The sequence below is a fragment of the Paraburkholderia sp. CNPSo 3272 genome (assembly GCF_024206495.1).
Classification (GTDB): Bacteria; Pseudomonadota; Gammaproteobacteria; order Burkholderiales; family Burkholderiaceae; genus Paraburkholderia.
Window position 1 is genome coordinate 23,287 of record NZ_JAMBPQ010000055.1, and the last position, 17,073, is coordinate 40,359.

Annotated in this window: 13 protein-coding genes; 12 read left to right on the forward strand and 1 reads right to left on the reverse strand. The window is 68.4% G+C overall.

Annotation, left to right across the window (positions count from 1 at the left end; genetic code table 11):
* Positions 1 to 89: 89 nt before the first annotated feature.
* The 9 genes from M3I53_RS34825 (at position 90) to M3I53_RS34865 (ending at position 12,037) form a co-directional block, all read left to right on the forward strand.
* Positions 90 to 1,388 carry an MFS transporter gene (locus M3I53_RS34825; RefSeq protein WP_254320333.1) on the forward strand — a complete coding sequence of 433 codons (1,299 nt, stop codon included), beginning with the start codon at positions 90 to 92 and terminating at the stop codon, positions 1,386 to 1,388.
* Between the two features lie 778 nt (positions 1,389 to 2,166).
* Entirely contained in the window at positions 2,167 to 2,835 is a 669-nt protein-coding gene (locus tag M3I53_RS34830; protein WP_254320320.1) for a TetR/AcrR family transcriptional regulator, read from the forward strand.
* A 337-nt stretch (positions 2,836 to 3,172) separates the two neighbouring features.
* A complete protein-coding gene (locus M3I53_RS34835; RefSeq protein ID WP_254320321.1) occupies positions 3,173 to 4,846 on the forward strand; it encodes a methyl-accepting chemotaxis protein in 1,674 nt (557 codons plus the stop codon).
* Positions 4,847 to 4,859: 13 nt separating this feature from the next.
* A complete protein-coding gene (locus M3I53_RS34840) occupies positions 4,860 to 5,354 on the forward strand; it encodes a chemotaxis protein CheW (protein WP_254320322.1) in 495 nt (164 codons plus the stop codon).
* Positions 5,351 to 6,841 carry a protein-glutamate O-methyltransferase CheR gene (locus M3I53_RS34845; protein WP_254320323.1) on the forward strand — a complete coding sequence of 497 codons (1,491 nt, stop codon included), beginning with the start codon at positions 5,351 to 5,353 and terminating at the stop codon, positions 6,839 to 6,841. Before M3I53_RS34840 ends, M3I53_RS34845 begins: the two co-directional genes overlap by 4 nt.
* Positions 6,834 to 7,538: a chemotaxis protein CheW gene (locus M3I53_RS34850; RefSeq protein WP_254320324.1), complete on the forward strand. Its 705-nt coding sequence runs from the start codon at positions 6,834 to 6,836 to the stop codon at positions 7,536 to 7,538. Before M3I53_RS34845 ends, M3I53_RS34850 begins: the two co-directional genes overlap by 8 nt.
* The gene (locus M3I53_RS34855; RefSeq protein WP_254320325.1) at positions 7,535 to 9,832 is read left to right on the forward strand and encodes a hybrid sensor histidine kinase/response regulator; all 2,298 of its coding nucleotides are present in this window, start codon (positions 7,535 to 7,537) and stop codon (positions 9,830 to 9,832) included. The genes M3I53_RS34850 and M3I53_RS34855 overlap by 4 nt, the downstream gene beginning before the upstream one ends.
* Entirely contained in the window at positions 9,829 to 10,854 is a 1,026-nt protein-coding gene (locus M3I53_RS34860; RefSeq protein WP_254320326.1) for a chemotaxis response regulator protein-glutamate methylesterase, read from the forward strand. Before M3I53_RS34855 ends, M3I53_RS34860 begins: the two co-directional genes overlap by 4 nt.
* A gap of 205 nt (positions 10,855 to 11,059) precedes the next feature.
* Positions 11,060 to 12,037: a diguanylate cyclase gene (locus M3I53_RS34865; RefSeq protein ID WP_254320334.1), complete on the forward strand. Its 978-nt coding sequence runs from the start codon at positions 11,060 to 11,062 to the stop codon at positions 12,035 to 12,037.
* Between the two features lie 12 nt (positions 12,038 to 12,049).
* Here the strand turns inward: M3I53_RS34865 and M3I53_RS34870 are convergent, their stop codons facing one another.
* Entirely contained in the window at positions 12,050 to 14,242 is a 2,193-nt protein-coding gene (locus M3I53_RS34870; RefSeq protein ID WP_375542625.1) for a hypothetical protein, read from the reverse strand.
* Between the two features lie 267 nt (positions 14,243 to 14,509).
* On the opposite strand from M3I53_RS34870, the gene M3I53_RS34875 reads away from it, so the two are divergent.
* The 3 genes from M3I53_RS34875 to M3I53_RS34885 are packed head-to-tail and all read left to right on the forward strand — an operon-like array spanning position 14,510 to position 16,648.
* Positions 14,510 to 15,232: a transcriptional regulator gene (locus M3I53_RS34875; protein ID WP_254320328.1), complete on the forward strand. Its 723-nt coding sequence runs from the start codon at positions 14,510 to 14,512 to the stop codon at positions 15,230 to 15,232.
* Between the two features lie 55 nt (positions 15,233 to 15,287).
* Positions 15,288 to 15,806: a sigma-70 family RNA polymerase sigma factor gene (locus M3I53_RS34880; protein ID WP_028205375.1), complete on the forward strand. Its 519-nt coding sequence runs from the start codon at positions 15,288 to 15,290 to the stop codon at positions 15,804 to 15,806.
* The gene (locus tag M3I53_RS34885) at positions 15,803 to 16,648 is read left to right on the forward strand and encodes an anti-sigma factor (RefSeq protein WP_254320329.1); all 846 of its coding nucleotides are present in this window, start codon (positions 15,803 to 15,805) and stop codon (positions 16,646 to 16,648) included. The genes M3I53_RS34880 and M3I53_RS34885 overlap by 4 nt, the downstream gene beginning before the upstream one ends.
* Positions 16,649 to 17,073 lie beyond the last annotated feature (425 nt).

The following is a 17,073-nucleotide window of genomic DNA, read 5'->3' on the forward strand; positions in this document are numbered from 1 at the left end:
AACTCGGAGACGAAGACATGGCACCACCCGTATCCACGGGGCGCGGCGACGCGCCGAACCTTTCCGCAGCCGCGCCCGCCGAGGGTGCCATGCGCCGCTCGAAAGCGCGCTACCGCATCCTCGGCCTGCTGGCCGTGGGCACGATGATCAATTACCTCGATCGCACCGTGCTCGGCATCGCAGCGCCGCAACTCACCAAGGAACTGGGCATCAACGCGGCCCTCATGGGCCTCGTGTTCTCGGCGTTCTCGTGGAGCTACGTCGTCGCGCAGATTCCGGGCGGCGTGTTCCTCGACCGCTTCGGCAGCAAGTTCACCTACTGGCTTTCGATGACGCTCTGGTCCATGTGCACGCTCGCCCAGGGCTTCATCAGCGGCGTGGGCGCGCTGTTCGCTTGCCGCCTGGGTCTGGGCGCCGCGGAGTCGCCGTGCTTCCCGACCAACAGTCGCGTGGTCGCCACGTGGTTCCCGCAAAGCGAGCGCGCGTTCGCCACGGGCACCTATACGGTGGGCGAATACATCGGCCTCGCGTTCTTCAGCCCGTTCCTCTTCGCGCTGATGGGCGCCTACGGCTGGCGCTCGCTGTTCTACGTGGTGGGCGGCGTGGGCATCGTGTTCGGCCTCGTGTGGTGGCTCCTTTATCGCGAGCCGCACGAGCACCCCGCGGCCAACCGCGCCGAACTCGACTACATCGAGGCGGGCGGCGGTCTCGCCCGCCACGAGCGCAAGGCCGATACGCAAGCCGCTGCCGGGCAACCGAAAAAGCAGGGCTTCGACTGGCGCATGGCCGGCAAGCTGGTGCGCCGCCGTCAGCTCGCGGGGATCTGCCTCGGGCAGTTCGCGGGCAACTCCACGCTCGTGTTTTTCCTCACGTGGTTCCCGACCTACCTCGCCACCGAGCGCCACATGGGCTGGCTCAAGATCGGCTTCTTCGCGATCATGCCGTTCATTGCCGCGTCGATCGGCGTGATGTTCGGCGGCAGTTTCTCCGACTGGATGCTGCGCCGCGGCATCTCGGCCAACGTGGCACGCAAGCTGCCGATCATCGCTGGTCTGCTGCTCGCCTCGACCATCATTCTCGCGAACTTCGTTGACAGCAACGTGGCCGTGATCGCGATCCTCTCGGTGGCGTTCTTCGCGCAAGGGATGGCCGCGCTCGGCTGGACGCTCGTTTCGGATATCGCGCCGGCCGGCATGCTCGGTCTCACGGGCGGCATCTTCAACCTCGCTGCCAATCTCGCGGGCATCATCACGCCGCTGGTGGTGGGGCTCGTCGTCGGTGCGACGGGCTCGTTCGTCTGGGCGCTGGTGTTCATCGGCGTGATCGCGCTGACCGGCGCGGCGTCGTACATCTTCATCGTGGGCGATATCAAGCGGATCGAGCTTTGAGTCGCTGCTTCTGGGTCTTTGGCGGTTCCTTGTTTACGTGTCGGTATGCAGGCGTTGCCCCTGTGCGGGGCGGCACCTACTTTTGTTTGCCAGCGGCAAAGAAAAATAGGCAAAAGAAAGCCGCTTAAACCGCTAGCGCCTGCCACGGTTCACATCGCGCCGTTGATGGTGAATGGCTCCGGAGCGTCTGTCACCACTCGCCCACAACCGGAGTGACAAGGCGCTCATCCTTCCGGCGGCGCTCCGCGCGCCGAAGGGCATAACCAAAAACCGGCGGGGCACATGAGTTCTCGCGAATGCTCAGGCGTGCCACCCGGTTTCCCATGCAGACCCGACCGCAGCGCGCGTAGCGAGCAGCGGGATGAATGAGCGCCTTGTCACTAACTATGGTGGTGCGAGGTGACAGACGCTCCGGAGCCATTCAGCATCAACGGCGCGATGTGGACCGTGGCAGGCATTGGCGGTTTGAGCGGCTTTCTTTGCCTCCTTTCTTTGCCGCGGCAAAGAAAGGAGGTGCCGCCCCGCACAGGGGCAACGCCCGCGTACCGACGCGAACACAAGGAAAGGCCAAAGCAAACCCAAAGCAAACCCAAAGCAAACCCAAAGCAAACCCAAAGCAAACCCAAAGCAAACCCAAAGCAACACCAAAGCAACACCAAAGCAAACCCAAAGCAACACCAAAGCAAACCCAAAGCAAACCCAAAGCCCGGCGCTTTAGCGCCCCATCCCCCATGCTAAAATCCCCCGCATCCCATCCCTGCTGCGGGCCAAGAAAAACATGGCGAGACCGGCGGCTTCGGCCGAACGCAACGATGCTCCATCCGAAAGCCGGCGCAAGTACGATCCCGAGCAGACCAAGCGCAATATCCTCGAAGTGGCGACGGCCGAATTCTCGGCCATGGGTCTGGCAGGCGCGCGTGTAGACGCGATCGCCGAGCGCACCAACACCACCAAGCGCATGCTGTATTACTACTTCGGCAGCAAGGAAGGGCTGTACGAAGCGGTGCTCGACAAGGTCTACGGCGACATCCGCGCGCTCGAACTGGACCTGCACATCGACGAACTGGACCCCACGGAAGGGCTGCGGCGGCTCGTTGAATTCACCTTCGACTATCACGACCGCCACCGCGACTTCGTGCGCCTCGTGACCATCGAGAACATTCACGGCGCGAAGTACATCGAGCGCCTGAAGACGTTCCGCAGCCGCAACGCCAGCGCGATCCGCACGATCGAAGACCTGCTCGCGCGCGGCGTGGCGAGCGGCGCGTTCCGGGAAGACATCGATCCCATCGACCTGCACCTGCTCATCAGCTCGATGTGCTTTCACCGCGTGGGCAACCGCCACACGTTCGGCGCGGCGTTCGGGCGCGACCCCTCGCATCCGCGTCTGCGCGCGCGCCATCGCGAGATGGTCGTCGACGCCACGCTGCGCTTCGTCAAGAAGTAAGGCGCACCCCAGCGCCGCGGCCGCCCCGGCCGCTTCGGCCATTTCCCGCGCGCCCGCCGATGCGGGGCACATTGCCCGCGGCGCGCCCGCCTCCCCGCACGGCGTCGCGAAGGGCTGCCAAAAAGCCCCGGCAAACTTTGCAGATTTATCTACAAAAGCCCGGCAAGCCCCGTCCTGCGTGGCTGACAGCTAGCATCGCTTGTCCCATAAAAGTGCGCAAACGCATTACACTACGGCGGTCGAGGCCGCCGCGCGCGGCCTCGCCCTGCGCAGCCGCGCCCCGCCTCGCCGGCAGGGCGGGCGCGTCGGTCCACGCCACCGGAGAGTCCTTAGCGCAATGAGCACCGCCATGCCCCGTTCCGGCCAAGCCGGCCTGCCTCGACAGACTCAGGGTCGTTTCACCCTCGGCACACGCATCGTCCTCAGTTTCGGCTTGCTGTTCGTGCTGATGCTCGCGATGGCCGCGATCTCATGGGATCGCCTGCGCGCCATCGACAGCGAGGCGATGAGCCTCACGAGCGATTCGGTGCCGGGCCTGTTCTACGCCACCTCACTGCGCGCGGCGGCCAACCAGACCTATAGCCTCGTCGAGCGCGCTGCTTTCGTCGATGCCGATGGAGACAGCGTGGCCCGCGACCTGTCGGGCCTGCCCGCGGCCGTGGCGCGGGTCGAGGAGACCGCACGGCAGTATGGACGCACGCTTTTCCGCAGCGACGACCGCGAGCGCTTCCAGCGCTTTCGCGACGCTTACGCGCGCTATCTGCCGCTGGCGAAGGCGGTAGCGAGCCAGCTGCCAGCCTCGCGCCCCGCCGCGCAGGCGGCGTTTGCGCAGATCGGCCCGGCCTGGCAGGAGGTGCTCGCCACGGCCAACGCGCTCGTCGACGAAAATCGTCAGCAGGCCGACGAGTCCGCGCAGACCATCCGCAACTCGGTCACGGGCACGGAGATCACGCTCGCCACGGCGCTGGGCGTCGTGCTGCTCGCTGCGCTCGCCACGGGCTACGCGCTCTATCGCGCGATCACGGTGCCGATGGCGCGCCTCGTGGAGGTGCACGACTCCATGCGCACGGGCAACCTTTCGCAGCGCCTCGCGCTGAACCGCGGCGACGAATTCGGCGTGCTCGAAGACGGCTTCAACCGCATGAGCGACGAACTGGCCAGCCTCGTCGCCCAGGCGCAGAAGTCGTCGCTGCAGGTCTCGACCTCGGTGGCCGAAGTGGCCGCGACGTCGAAAGAGCAGCAGGCCACCGCGAGCGAGACGGCGGCCACCACGACCGAGATCGGCGCGACGTCGCGCGAAATTTTCGCCACGGCGCGCGACCTCGTGCGCACGATGAGCGAGGTGGCGACTGTGGCCGAGCAGTCGGCCGGGCTCGCCAGCACGAGCCAGAGCGGCCTCACGCACATGGAAGACACCATGCGCAGCGTGATGGAAGCGGCCGGCTCGGTGAACGCCAAGCTCGCCATCCTCAACGAGAAGGCCGTGAGCATCAATCAGGTCGTGGCGACGATCACGAAGGTGGCCGACCAGACCAATCTGCTTTCGCTGAACGCGGCGATCGAAGCGGAGAAGGCGGGCGAGTACGGACGCGGCTTCTCGGTGGTCGCGACCGAAATCCGCCGCCTCGCCGACCAGACGGCCGTGGCGACCTACGACATCGAACAGACCGTGAAAGAGATCCAGTCGGCGGTGTCGGCGGGCGTGATGGGCATGGACAAGTTCGCGGAAGAAGTGCGGCGCGGCATGCACGACGTGCAGGCCGTGGGCGCGCAGCTTTCGCAGATCATCGGCGCGGTGCAGACGCTCGCGCCGCGCTTCCAGGTCGTCAACGACGGCATGCAGGCGCAGGCCACCAGCGCGGAGCAGATCACCCAGGCGCTCACCCAGCTTTCCGAAGCCGCCCAGCAGACGGCGGAGTCGCTGCGCCAGTCGTCGCAGGCCATCGACAATCTCACGCTCGTCGCCAACGAACTGCGCACTGGCGTGTCGCGGTTCAGGATCGAGGCGTGACGCGGGAGCGGCGATGCTCTTCCTGGTGTTCGAACTGGACGGCGAGCGATACGCGCTCGATGCCCGCGAGATCGCGCACGTGCTGCCGCTCGCGCCCGTGCGCGCGTTTCCGGGCACGCCCGCGTATATCGCCGGCGTGATCGACTACGAGGGCGCGCCCGTGCCCGTGGTCGATCTGCCGATGCTCGCGCTCGGGCGGCCCGCGCGCGCGCTCATGTCCACGCGGCTCGTGCTCGTCTATGACCGTGGCGACGAAGCCGGCGCGGCTGGCGCTCATGCGCCGCCGCGCCGCCTCGCGCTGCTGCTCGAAAGCGCGACGCGCACGCTGTCGATTGCGCCCGAGCGCTTTGCCGAAGGCGGCATCGCTACGCCCGAGGCGCGCTGGCTCGGCCCCGTCGCGCGCGACGAGCGCGGCTTCGTGCAGTGGGTGAAAGTCGCCCAGCTGCTCGACGCGCGCGTGCGCGCGCGGCTCTTTCCCGATCCGCCTTCGTGGCAAGGCGCGCCATGAGACAGGCCGACCCGCGCTTCGCCGCCTGGCTGCTCGAGGAAACCGGCATCGACGCCGAATCGCTGGGCGCCAATGCGCTCGCTCGCGCGGTAGGCGCACGGGCGGCGGTGACGCTCGAGGTTCACGCGGACCTGCATCCGGCCGTTACGCGTAAGGCGTGGATGAGCGGCGCGGCGCTGCCCGATTGGGCGCGCGAAGCCTACTGGCAGCGCCTCACGAGCACGCCTGCCGAGCGCCAGGCGCTGATCGACGCGCTCGTGGTGCCCGAGACCTGGTTCTTTCGCGAGCGCGAGGCCTTCGCCGCGCTGGCGCGGCTCGGCGCGAAGCGGCTGGCCGCGCAGCCCGGCGACGTGCTGCGCGTGCTGAGCGTGCCGTGTTCGAGCGGCGAGGAGCCGTACTCGGCGGCCATGGCGCTGCTCGACGCGGGCCTCGCGCCCGAACAGTTCGCCATCGACGCGATCGACATCAGCGGCCAGTCGATTGCGGCGGCCGCGCGCGGCGTGTACGGCCGCAATGCGTTTCGCGGCGACGGCCTCGCGTTTCGCGAGCGCTATTTCGAGGCGGCGCCGGACGGATGGCGTATCGCCGCGTCGGTGCGCCGAGCCGTGACCTTCGAGCGCGCGAACCTGTTCGAATGGCTCGCACCGCACCCGGTGCGCTACGACTTCATTTTTTGCCGCAACGTGCTGATCTATTTCGACCGCGCCTCGCAGGACCGCGCCATTGACCTGCTGCGTGCGCGCCTCACGGCGGGCGGCATGATCTTCGTCGGCCCGGCGGAAACGGGCCTGATGATGCGCCATGAGATGGTGTCCGCCTATATTCCGCTCGCGTTCGGTTTTCGCGCGCCGGAGCCCGGAGCGACGGCGGATCATCAATATCCGGCGAGCCCGTCGGCCGCCGTGCCGCCTGCTCTCACGCCGCTGCCGGTGATAGCCGCGACGGCAGCGGCGCCCGCGTTCGGCAGCGCGCCGGTGTTCGTGCCGCTGGACGCGCCGCTGGCCGCGGCGGCACGCGGGTCTGCGCCGTCACGGCTCTCGCTGCGGCCCTTGCATGGCGCGCCGGCTCCGCGCGCGGCGGCCGTGGTGAACGCCCATGCCGCAAGGGGGCCGTCCACCGTTGCCGCGCCCGGCGCCACGCCCGAAGCCGCGCTTGCCGACGCGCGCCGTCTCGCGGATGCCGGCGCGCTCGACGAGGCCGAACGCCTCGCCACGCAAGCGGCGCAGGCGCTGACCCAGAACGCGGGCACCTGGTACCTGCTAGGCCTGATCGCCGATGCGCAGGGCCGCGCCGCCGAGGCGCTCGCGCACTATCGCAAGGCCATCTATCTGGAGCCTTCGCACTACGAAGCGCTCACGCATCTGGCGGCGCTGCTCGAAGTGCAGGGCGATGCCGAAGGCGCGCGCCGGCTGATGCGCCGTGCGCAGCGCGCCGGGCAGGAAGTCGCTCCGCGCGGCGAGCCGGACGCTGGAGGCCCGCATGTCTGAGCGCGAACTGGAGCACGACCGCGCGCAGGACCTCGCGCCGGCGGCGCCGCTGCCCGAGCGGTGCTGGAAAGTCATCGGCACGCTCGGCGACAACTCGTGCCCGCGCCTGGAAACATGCGTGCGCTGCCTGAACTGCCCGGTTTTCGAGGAAGCGGCGGCGCGCATGCTCGACCGTCCCGCGCCGCTCGCGCCAGCCGCGCTTGCGCTCGAACGCGCGCCTGAGTCAGCGCACACGCGCACGCGCCAGGAAGGCTCGCTCGTGTTCCGCGTGGGCGGCGAGTGGCTCGCGCTGCCTGCCACCGCGCTGCGCCAGGTGCACGAGGCGCGCGCCATCCACACGCTGCCGCACCGTCGCAGCGCCGCCGTGCTGGGGGTCGTGAACGTGCGCGGCGTGCTTACGCTCGCGGTATCGCTGGCGGCGCTGCTGCGTATCGATGCCGCGGCGCCCGGCGCACCGTCGCGCGCCGCTACGCCGCGCCTGCTCGTGACCGAATGGGCGGGCGCGACGACGGCGTTTCCCGTCGATGCCGTGGAAGGCGTCGCGAGCTTCGGCGCCGACGCGCTCCTGCCCGCGCCCGCCACGCTCGCGCAATCGGCCGGGCGGCACGTGCGCGGCGTGACGCACTGGCGCGGGCGTTCCGTGGGCGTGCTCGATGCCGAGGTGCTATTCGATGCGCTTGCAAGGAGTTTGCGATGAGCGACGACGAACTGAGCCGCCGCTCGCTGCTCGACCTCTTCCATGAGGAGGCGGCGGCGCAGACGCGCACGCTTTCCGCGGGCCTGCTCGCGCTGGAGTCCGCGCCCGCGGACGCCGCCACCCTCGAAGCCTGCATGCGCGCGACGCACTCGCTCAAGGGCGCGGCGCGCATCGTCGGCCTGCCGGAGGCGGTCGAGGTGGCGAGCGCGATGGAGGATTGCTTCGTGGCCGCGCAGCGCGGCGAGTTGCGCATCGACGCGGCGCGCATCGATGCACTGCTAGTAGGCATCGACTTGCTGGGCGCGGCAGGCGATGCTTCGGCGGCGCCGCTTTCGCACGAGGCGGTCGAGGCGTTCGTCGCGCGCCTGCAGGGCGCAGCACAGCCCGGCGTGTCTAAACCCGCGGCGAACAGCGCCGCGAGCGCACCTGAAACCGACGACCTCGCCGCGCTGGCGGCGTCACTGCGTCTGCCCGAGCCGGAGGCGGGGGCGTCCACCGACGTCGAACCCGCGCCGCCGGCGCAACCCTCGCCGCCCCGTTCGGCCGACCCCGGTCGCATGCTGCGCGTGCGCGCCGGCACGCTCGACCGCTTGCTCGGCTTCGCGGGCGAATCGCTGGTGGAGTCGCGCCGCATGCGGCCGTTCGCGGAAGGGCTCTTGCGCGCGCGCCGCGCGCAGGGCGACGTGCTCGCGGCGCTGGGCCAGTTTCAGGAGCGCCACGGGCATGCGCTGGACCTCGACGCGCGCGCCGCGCTCGCCGACATCCGCAATGCGGTTGCGTCGCTGGATCGTCAGCTATCCGAACGATTCGACGACGTCGATCGCATCGACCGGCGCGGTACGCAGCTCGCGCAGCGCCTCTACGACGAAGCCCTGCAGTGCCGCATGCGGCCGTTCGGCGACGCGGCGCACACCTATCCGCGAGTGGTGCGCGATCTTGCGCGCTCGCTTGGCAAGCGCGTGCGCTTCGCGATTGCCGGCGAGTCGACGCAAGTGGACCGCGACATCCTCGAAATGCTCGACGCGCCGCTCGGCCACCTGCTGCGCAATGCGCTCGACCACGGTATCGAGGACCCCGAAACTAGACGGCGCGCGGGCAAGCCCGAAGAGGCGAGCCTCACGCTCGAAGCGCGCCATAGCGCCGGCAAGCTGCTGATCGCCGTGGCCGACGACGGCGCGGGCATCGATCTGGACGCACTGCGCACGAGCATCGTCGCGCGCTCCCTCGCGCAGCCCCAGGCCGTGGCCGCCATGTCCGACGCCGAGCTGTTCGACTTCCTGCTGCTGCCGGGTTTCTCGCTGCGCGAGACCGTCACCGACGTGTCGGGCCGCGGCGTAGGCCTCGACGCTGTGCAGAATTTCGCGAAGGCCGTGCGCGGCACGGTGCGCATCGAGAGCGCGGCGGGGCGGGGCACGCGCTTCGTGCTGCAGTTGCCGCTCACGCTCTCGGTGGTGCGAGGCCTGATCGTCGAGGTCGCGGGCGAGGCCTACGCGTTCCCGCTCGCGCACGTGCGCCGCGCGCTCAGCGTGCCGCGCAGCACGATCGAGATGCTCGAAGGCCAGCAGCACATTGCCTTCGAAGGGCGGCCCGTGGGGCTCGTGACCGCGCGCCAGCTTCTCGGCGCGGGTGCCGAAGCCACGACTACGGAAGAGCTGAACGTCGTGCTGGTGGGCAGCGAGGCGGGCCTCTATGGCGTGGCCGTGGACCGCTTCGTGGGCGAGCGCACGCTCGCCGTGCAGCCGCTCGACGCGCGTCTGGGCAAGGTGCGCAACGTCTCGGCAGCCGCGCTGCTCGACGACGGCGAGGTCGTGCTGATCGTCGACGTGGAGGATATCGTGGCGTCGGTCGCGCGTCTCGTGCGCGACGGCCAGCTCGCGGGCGTGGCGCGCGGCGGCGCGCACGATGGCGCGCGCGCCCGCAAGCGCATTCTCGTTGTCGAGGACTCCTTGACGGTACGGGAGCTGGAGCGCAAGCTGCTCGAAAAACGCGGCTACGACGTCACGGTGGCCGTGGACGGCATGGACGGCTGGATCACCTTGCGCAACGCGCACTTCGACCTCGTCATTACCGACGTCGACATGCCGCGCATGGACGGCATCGAACTCGTCACGATGATCAAGGGCGACGCGATGCATCGCAACGTGCCGGTGATGATCGTCTCGTACAAGGATCGCGAAGACGACCGGCGGCGCGGCCTCGACGCGGGCGCCGACTACTATCTGACCAAGGGCAGCTTCCACGACGAAGCACTGCTCGACGCAGTGAACGACCTGATCGGAGAGGCGACGGCATGAAAATCGGTATCGCCAACGACATGCCGCTAGCGGTCGAGGCACTGCGTCAGGCCATCGCGACGCGGCCGGGCCATCGCGTGCTGTGGGTCGCCGCGAACGGCGAGGATGCGGTGCAGTTCTGTGCCGCGCAGGTGCCCGACGTGATCCTCATGGATCTCGTGATGCCGAAGCTCGACGGCGTGGAGGCCACGCGGCAGATCATGGCGCGCTCGCCGTGCCCCATCCTGATCGTCACGAGCAGCGTGGGCGCGAACGCCTGGCGCGTGTACGAGGCGATGGGCGCCGGCGCACTCGACGCCGTCGATACGCCCACTCTCGCCGGGCCCGATACGCGCCGCACCATGGATCTGCTGCTCGCGAAGATCGAGCAGATCGGGCGCGTTTCAGGCGCGCTCGATCTCGCCGCGCGCGCGCCGGCGTTCACGGCTTCCGGCATGGCGAAAGCGCCACTCATTGCGATCGGCGCCTCGGCGGGCGGGCCAGGCGCGCTCGCCACCGTGCTTGGCGCGCTGCCCGCCGGTTTCGGCGCGAGCATCGTGATCGTGCAGCACGTGGACCAGTCGTTCGCCGCAGGCATGGCCGCCTGGCTCGACGGCCAGACGCCGCTCACGGTGCGCATCGCGCTCGAAGGCGAGCAGCCCGCGCCCGGCTGCGTGCTGCTCGCCGCGACCAACGATCATCTGCGCATGACAGCGGGCGGCAAGCTGGCTTACACTCGCGAGCCGGCCGACACACCTTACCGTCCCTCCGTCGACACGTTCTTTCATAGCCTCGTCGAGCGCTGGACGGGCGAGGCGATCGGCGTGCTGCTCACGGGGATGGGGCGCGACGGCGCCATCGGCCTGAAGGCGATGCGGGCCAAGGGCTGGCACACCATCGCCCAGGACGAGGCGACGAGCGCCGTATACGGCATGCCCAAGGCCGCGGCGGCGCTCTTTGCAGCGCGCGCGATCCTGCCGCTCGGCGCCATCGCCCCGGAGCTTGCGAGCCGGGTGAAACCACCGCATCAACCAGCCGGCTAGACGCCAGCCATCACGAGACGCGACCGACATCATGACCGAGAAGTCCAATCTTCCAACCAGCGCGAACGTTGCCGACAGCATTGGGCCGGACGTCGGCCTCGACGCGGGCCTCGACCCCAGCGGCGCCGACGACGCCTCGCTCGCCGTCGCGCTGGAGGCCGTGCGCAGCGCGCTGGAGCAAACGCAGCCCGCGGCCGACTTGCCGATGATGGTGCTGCTGGTGGACGACCAGGCGATCGTGGCGGAGGCCGTGCGCCGGGCGCTCGCTAGCGAACGCGAGATCGACTTCCACTATTGCGCGCATCCCGACCAGGCCGTGCGCACCGCCGAGGAAGTGCGCCCGACCGTGATCCTGCAGGACCTCGTGATGCCGGGCACCGACGGCCTCACGCTCGTGCGCGCCTACCGAGCGAACGAAGCGACGCGCGACGTGCCGATCATCGTGCTCTCCACCAAGGAAGAGCCTGCCATCAAGAGCGCGGCGTTCGCCTCGGGGGCCAACGATTACCTCGTCAAGCTGCCGGACAGCGTCGAGCTGATCGCGCGCGTGAAATATCATTCGCGATCCTACGTAAACATGCTTCAGCGCGACGAGGCGTACCGCGCGCTGCGCCGCTCGCAGCAGGAACTGCTCCGAGCGAACCTCGAACTGCGCCGCCTGACGCATTCGGATGGCCTGACGGGCCTCTCGAACCGGCGCTATCTGGACGAATTCCTCACCGCCGAGTGGAAGCGGGCGGAGCGCGAGCGCACCGAAGTGTCGCTGCTGATGATCGACGTGGACTACTTCAAGCCCTACAACGACACCTACGGCCACGTGGCGGGCGACAACGTGCTGCGCTCAGTGGCGACGACGATCCGTCGCGAGATACGTCAGCCGCGCGACCTCGTGGCGCGCTTCGGCGGCGAAGAGTTCGCCGTGGTGCTGCCGGGCACGGGCAGCGCGGGCGCGCGGCTGCTCGCCGAGAAAATGCGCCGCGACGTGGCGGGACTCGCGTTGCCGCACGTGGGCTCGGCCGTGAGCGAGCACCTCACGATCAGCATTGGCGTGGCGACGCTCACGCCCGCGCCGGGGCTCGCGGAAACGGCGCTGATCGAGGAAGCCGACGCCGCGCTTTACCGCGCAAAGCGCGACGGCCGTAATCGCGTGGCGTTTTCCACGCACGTGTCGGGGCGGGCATAGCGGCGCGGCGCCTCAACCCGGCGTCCAGTCGTACATCAGGATCTTCGCGCGCGCGTCGTCTTCCACGAGCACCACGTAATCGCCGTTGTCGCGCTGCGCGGCGCTCATGCCCATGTAGATGTCCACCCACCCGCTCGTGTTGCCCACGTCCGCACCGGGCGTCATCGAGCCGACGATCTGGCCGCTGCGCGCGTCGTACACGTCGATCTTCTGCGTGTATAGCTCCGCGATGAACACATAGTTGCCGGCCACTGCGATCCCCACCGTCGTCACCTGCGGGCTGCTGCCCGTGTTCCAGGGCAACGACGCCTGCCACGTGAGCGTAGGCGAGCCGCTCGACCAGTTGTCGTAACGCGCGAGCACGGGCCCGGCTTCCTTCCAGTGCGACGCATCCCACGCAATGTTCGCGGTGAAGCCCGTGATGTACATCGTGTCGGTTTCGGCCACGTAGACGATCCGCGCGATGCGGTTGAACGGCGCCGGCATCGGGAACATCTTCGACGATGCGTAGGTGTACTGCGGATTGCCCTGCGCGTCGAGCCCTTGCATCGGCATCTCGCGAATCCCCGAGAGTGGTGTGGCGAGCCACACGTTGCCGGGCGTGTCCACCCACCAGTAGCCGTTGCCGACGGTCGCGCCGGTGGAGGGGTTCGACGTGATCTCGCTCGCGTCCACATGGCCGTCGCCGTTCGCGTCGCGCCACATCCACTCGCCGTAGGTCGGCTGGCCGGCGGGCCAGTTGCCGGGCATCGGATTCTGGGCGAGCAGGCCCGAGGGAATCGCGACTTCGCCATCGGTCGCGGGGGAGAAGCGGTAGATGTTCAGGTAGTGCGCGTACTGATCGAGCGTATAGAGGAATGGCTGGCCATTGAAGCGCCGCACCATGGGCGAGCCGCGCACGCCGCGCGTGGAGTGCAGCGCGGAATCGTCGGGATAGGCGAAGCGGTTGAGCGTGAAGGCCGCATAGGTCCATTGCTTGCCGGGCGCCTGGCGGTAGTCGAGCGTGAAGCGCTTCGAGCCGGTGAAGACGTTGGCGGTGTTGGCGGGGTCGAAGGCGGCGGCATCGACGAAGGTCAGGCCATCGAGGCGCCAGCCGAGCGTGCGCGTGCCCATCGTGTAGCTTTCGAGCACCGCCCCCTGGCCGACCAGCGCGGTGCCGTAAGGCCGCGGCCCCTGGCCGTTTTGCGCGACGTACAGGTTGCCCGCCTGGTCGTAGCCTATGCTGGTGATGCCGTTGAAGCGCCAGTCGCCGGGCGTGCCCTCCACGACGTGGAAGATGCCCTGGCGCGTGCCCAGCGTGCCCGCGGCTGCCATCTGGCCGCTCGAGGTGCGCGCGTAGAGCAGAATCTGCTGCGAGGGGCCGTTGTCGGCGATCGAGAGCTGGCCCGAAGGCGTGAAGGCGAGGTCGGTCGGCACGGTGCCAGGCGGCAGCACGGGCGCATCGTTCAGGGCGGTGCCGTCCTCGCGGTAGTGACCGATGCCTGGGCCGTTCGCGTCCTGCATGCCCTGGATCACCCAGAGCGTGCCGTCAGTGGCCAGCGCAATGCGGCCCGGCGTGGGCACGGAGAAAGCACGCAGCTGACGCATGCTTTGCGCGTCGTAGACCACGATGCGGTTGTCCGCGGTATCGGCAACGTACAGTTCGGCGTCGGTGGCGGCGAGGCCGCGCACAGCGCCGTCGCTGCCGCTCGGCGCGGCGAGTACGCGCAGGAAGCTGTTTTTCGTCGCGTTCGCGCTGTTGCCGATGCCGCTCGCGAACGGCGCGCCCTGCGCCACGTTCGAGCGCAGCCGGCGCGTCACGCCGAACCACGTCTGGTCGGCGGGCGGATAGTCCGCGCCCACGAGAGCGTTGCTCTGGTTGCCGATCGACATCGCGGCATATACCCAGGTGCTGTTCGCCGCGATGGCGTCGCCGCCCGCGTTGCCCCAGCCGTGCGTGTTGCCGGCCACGGCGAGCTTGTCGCCGCCGCGGTAGACGCCGATCTCGCTGCCGCTTTCGTCCCAGGGCGCGTTCGCGTAGACGGTGCCGTCGGGCGCGACGGCGATGGCCTGTACGTCTTGCTGCATCCACTTGCCGTCGCCGAAACCGAAGCTGTTGCCGATCCAGGACGTGGTGTAGTTGAGCGTGCTTTGCGCGACGCAGGGTTGAAGCGCGAGACCTTGCAGCGCTACCGACAAGGCAATGAGGCGAGCAGCATTTTTCACTTGAATTCCCATCGATCACGAACCTGCCGCAGGACGCATGGCAGTTCGGCCTGATGCTCGCATGCACTTTTAAGGAAATAATTCAAATATTATTCAACGCGGGTAATGTGGCGATTTTTTATGCGGATGCGATGAACGGGCCGCGCCGCATGGCGCAAAATCGCCCGCTCCCCGCGCAAAGAATGAATTTCGCCGCCCGCTGGAATAATTCGCGCCTAGCGCGTGTTTGCCCCCGCATCGCCACCTGTTCAGCATCGATTCACGATCATGAAGTTTCGCGGGCCGCTCGACGAGCCGCTGGTTTCCGAAGCCGATATCCAGGCCTATAGCGATGGCACGCTTGCCGGCGCGCGGGCGGCGCACGTGCGGCGCTACCTGGCGGGCAAGCCCGGCGAATGGCATCGCATCCTGTTCTATCGGCGCTTGAATGCCCAGATGCGCGATGCTTACCCCGCGCCGGCCGCGCAGACGGCGCACTCGCGCACCGCCCCGGCCCGAAGCAGGCGGCTGTTGCGCTACGCTATCGCTGCCCTCGCGATGGCGGGCGCCGCAGTGGCGTGGATCGGCGTGACGGAGCCGTCGCAGCAAGTGCTGAACAACGCGGCGGTGATGGCGTTGATGGAAGCCGAAAGCGCGCAGCCGGAGGCGCTGGAAGCGGGCGCGGCGCGTGCGCCGTTCGATTTCGGCGCGGCGGGCCTGCACTTTCTCGGCGGCGGCGAAGTGCGGGTCGGGCCGTTCGCGAGCGCGCAGCGCTATGTCTACGAGAACAACCAGGGCGAGCGCGTGGTGCTGCTCGCGAGCCGCGCCTGGCTGGCCGGCGCGGCGCCGCAGTGGAGCGCACACCGCGCGGGACCGCTGCGGCTCCTGATGTGGCGCGAGCGCGGCACGCGCTGGGTGCTCGCGGGCAACGCACAAACGCGCGGCTTGATGCGCGCCGCGGACCTCGCGACGCTCGCCACGCAGCCGGCGCGCGAAGGCGAAGGATCGTGAACGCGCCCGACGAAGCAAACCGCGCAATGACCCTTGCGGCAATCCAGGATGAAACATGGACATCCGTGACGAGCTGATAGAACACGTGCCGCGCCTGCGACGCTACGCGCGCGCGCTGATCAACAACCGCGAGCTCGCCGACGATCTCGTGCAGGACACGCTCGAGCGCGCCATCGCCCGCACGGAGTTGTTTCGCTCCGGCACCGATCTGCGCGCCTGGCTTTTCACGATCATGCACAACCTGTTCGTGAACCAGGTGCGCAAATCGGCGGCACGCGGCGCGCACGTTTCCGTCGACGACGACAGCGTGCCCGAAACCGACTACGCCGTGCCCGCCACGCAGACGGGCGCGCTCGAAGTGCGCGATCTGGACTTTGCGCTGCAGCGTCTACCCGTGGAGCAGCGCGAGGTGGTGCTTCTGGTGGGACTGGAGGAGATGAGTTACGCCGATGTCGCATTGGCGCTCGACATACCGATCGGCACGGTCATGTCGCGTCTGTCGAGGGGCCGTGAGCGCTTGCGGGCGCTCATGGCCGGTTCCGTCCCGCGTGCGAATCTGAAGGTGGTCCGATGAGCGAGCAACAAAATCCAGTCACGCAAGACGAGATCCACGCCTACGTCGACGGCACGCTTTCCGAGGCGCGCCGCGCCGACGTGGAGCGCGAGCTCGAGCGCAACCCCGAGCTTGCTGCGCGGGCGAGTGACTTTTTCGCGCTCAACAACCTGCTGCACGAGCGTTACGACCGCGTGCTCAACGAGCCGTTGCCCGCCCGCCTGCGCGTGGCCGCCCCTGAGCCCGGGCCGCAAACGGTGCGAAATGCGCGCCCGGCGGCAAACTGGCCGCGCTTCGCGGGCCTCGCTGCGGCGCTGGTGCTGGGCGTTGGCATCGGGTGGGGCATGCATTACGGCATGGGCGGCACGGGCGGACCCGCAGGCGCGGCTGGCGGCGGCGAACTACGTGCGGTGAGCGCGGACAGCACCATGCGCTTCGCGCAGCAAGCGGCGCTCGCGCACGTGGTCTACATGCCGACGGTGGCGCGGCCCGACACGATGGACGACAGCCAGGAGCAGGACTTCGTGAAGTGGCTCGCGAACAGGCTCGGCACCAACGTGCGAGCGCCGATGCTCTCGAAGAGCGGCTTCGAGCTTTCGGGCGGGCGCTTGTTGCCGGCCGACGACGGCGGCGAAGTCGCGCAGTTCATGTATCACAATGCCCGTGGCGAGCGGGTGACGCTGTGTATCTCGCATCGTAAGACTAGCGCCAACACGACCGCGTTCAAGCTTTATCAGGATGGGCCTGTGAATGTGTTTTATTGGGTGGATGGCGACTTTGGGTATGCGCTTTCGGGTGGGATTGATCGCAAGTCGTTGCTGCAGCTTGCGCATGATGTTTATGCGCAGCTGACGCAGCGGTGAGGTTGGGTTTTTGTCGTTGTTCCTGGCCGGGTTGGCCTTTCCTTGTGTTCGCGTCGGTATGCAGGCGTTGCCCCTGTGCGGGGCGGCACCTACTTTCTTTGCAGCCGCAAAGAAAAGTAGGCAAAAGAAAGCGGCTCAAACCGCTAGCGCCTGCCACAGTTCACATCTCGTCGTAAATGGTGAATGGCTCCGGAGCGTCTGTCACCTCGCACCACCAAAGTGAGTGACAAGGCAGTCATTCATCCCGCTGCTCGCTACGCGCGCTGCGGTTGGGGCTGCATGGGACACCAGGGGCGCTGTCAGCCTCGGCGAGGATGCACGCGCACCAATGGTTTCAGGTTATGCCCTTCGGCGCGCGGAGCGCCGCCGGAAGGATGACTGCCTTGTCACCGACTTTGAAGGTACGGAGTGACAGACGCTCCGGA